The sequence below is a fragment of the Nocardia sp. NPDC004722 genome, assembly GCF_053601505.1.
Genome location: NZ_JBSGBY010001011.1, coordinates 1 through 1718, shown reverse-complemented (window position 1 = coordinate 1718; position 1718 = coordinate 1). Strand labels below are relative to the sequence as shown.

The 1718-nt window shown below is 70.4% G+C and carries 2 protein-coding genes; both read left to right on the top strand.

The window, feature by feature from the left end; all coding sequences use genetic code 11:
- A partial coding sequence (locus ACWELQ_RS45190; protein ID WP_452403107.1) for a DUF2397 family protein occupies positions 1–399 on the top strand: 399 nt, incomplete at its 5' end.
- A partial coding sequence (locus tag ACWELQ_RS45185; protein WP_452403106.1) for a TIGR02678 family protein occupies positions 399–1718 on the top strand: 1320 nt, incomplete at its 3' end. The genes ACWELQ_RS45190 and ACWELQ_RS45185, both read left to right, overlap by 1 nt.

The following is a 1718-nucleotide window of genomic DNA, read 5'->3' as shown; positions in this document are numbered from 1 at the left end:
CCCGGCGCGCCCGCGCGGCTGCAACGCAATGACGCGGGCATCCGCCGCCTGCGCCAGGTGCAGCTGGACGCCCAGCGCGCCCGCGCCGAGGCCGCCCGCTCCCTGGCCTCCTCCGACATCTACGAACGCGAACTCGACGAGGGCGAAACCGAGGTGCTGCTGAAGCTTCTCGACGCCGCCTCGACCGCGTGGGTGCCGGTCAGCGGCCGCGTGCCGGGCACCTCGGGCTCCGACAACGGCGTGACGTTGACCGTGTCCGAACATCCCGGTTCCACGCTGGTCCGCACCTCCAAAGGCGTTCTGCACCTGAACAATCGACGACTCGAGGTCCGCGAGACCACCTCGATCCGCACTCGCAAGTCCAATGCCGCGAAACCCGAGAACGGGGAGGCGGGCTGATGCACGCACGCAGTATCGATTCGCTGGCGCTCGACAGCTATCAGCGCGCCGCCCGGGTGATCCTGGCGAACCATCTGGTGACCCGCACCTACCCCGATCGCATTGCGCTGCCGCTGCTTCGCCGCTGGGCGACCGAGTTGCGCGAGGATCTGGCCGAACTGTTCGGCTACCGCCTGGAGGTCACCGAGACCACGGCGCGCCTGTTCCCGGTGCTGGATCGCCTCGAGTCCGGGCGGCCCGCGCGCACCACCGGGGACCGGCTCTTCGACCGCCGCCGCTACGCCTATCTAGCGCTGGGTCTGGCCGCGCTGGGGCGGGCCGGGGATCAGATCACCTTGTCGGAGTTGGCCGATCAGGTGGCCGCCTATACCGAGCGGATCGACGGGCTCGAGCTCGCACCCGACCGGGCCGCCGATCGTGACGCGTTCGTGGACGCGGTGGGCTGGCTGGCGGCGCGCGGCGCGGTCACCCTCGCCGATGGCGACGCGGGCGGCTGGGCGAGTGATCCCGAAGCGGGCGAGGCGCTCTACGACATCGACCGGTCGGTGGTGTTCGCGCTCTTCCGGCCGCCACGCGCCTTGCAGCACCTCCAGAGCGTCACCGGACTCCTCGGCGTGGAGGCGGGCGGTGCGGATACCCGTTCTCCCGCAATGACTCTCGCCGCACGCAAGGTGCGCCGGGCGCTGGTCGAGCAGCCGGTCGTCTACGCCGACGAACTCGACGAGCCCGAACGCTCCCTGCTGGCGCAGGAGAAGCTGGTCACCGAGGTCGAGTATCTGACGGGGTTGCGGGCCGAGCGGCGCGCGGAAGGCGTTGCGCTGATCGATAGTTCGGGTCGCCTCACCGATGTGCGGTTCCCGGGTACCGGCACGCTCGCCCAGGTGGCGCTGCTGCTCGCGGGCGAGATCGCGGATCTGGTGCTGGACATCGACAATCCGGTGGAGCGCAGGCCGCGGCCGGAACGCCCGTTCACCGATCTCGCCGAGCAGCTCGACAGCGCCATCCCGGCGACCACAGTGTTCGCGCCGCTGGCCGATCCGCTGGATGTCTTCGGCCCGCACGAGGATTCGGAGATCGACGCGGAGGAACCGGAGATCCCGGAGTTCCCGTTCCTGGAGTCCTCGTGGATCCGCGACACCGTGCAGATGCTCACCGCCCGCTACGGCAATACCTTCGCCGCGCAATGGCAGGCCGACGTGGCCGGTCTCACCGCCGAGACGGTGTCGCTGCTGGAGCGCCTGCGCCTGGTCGAGCTGATCGACGGCGGTCTGCTCATCCTGCCCGCGCTGGCTCGCTATCGGGGCGCGATCGTGACCATC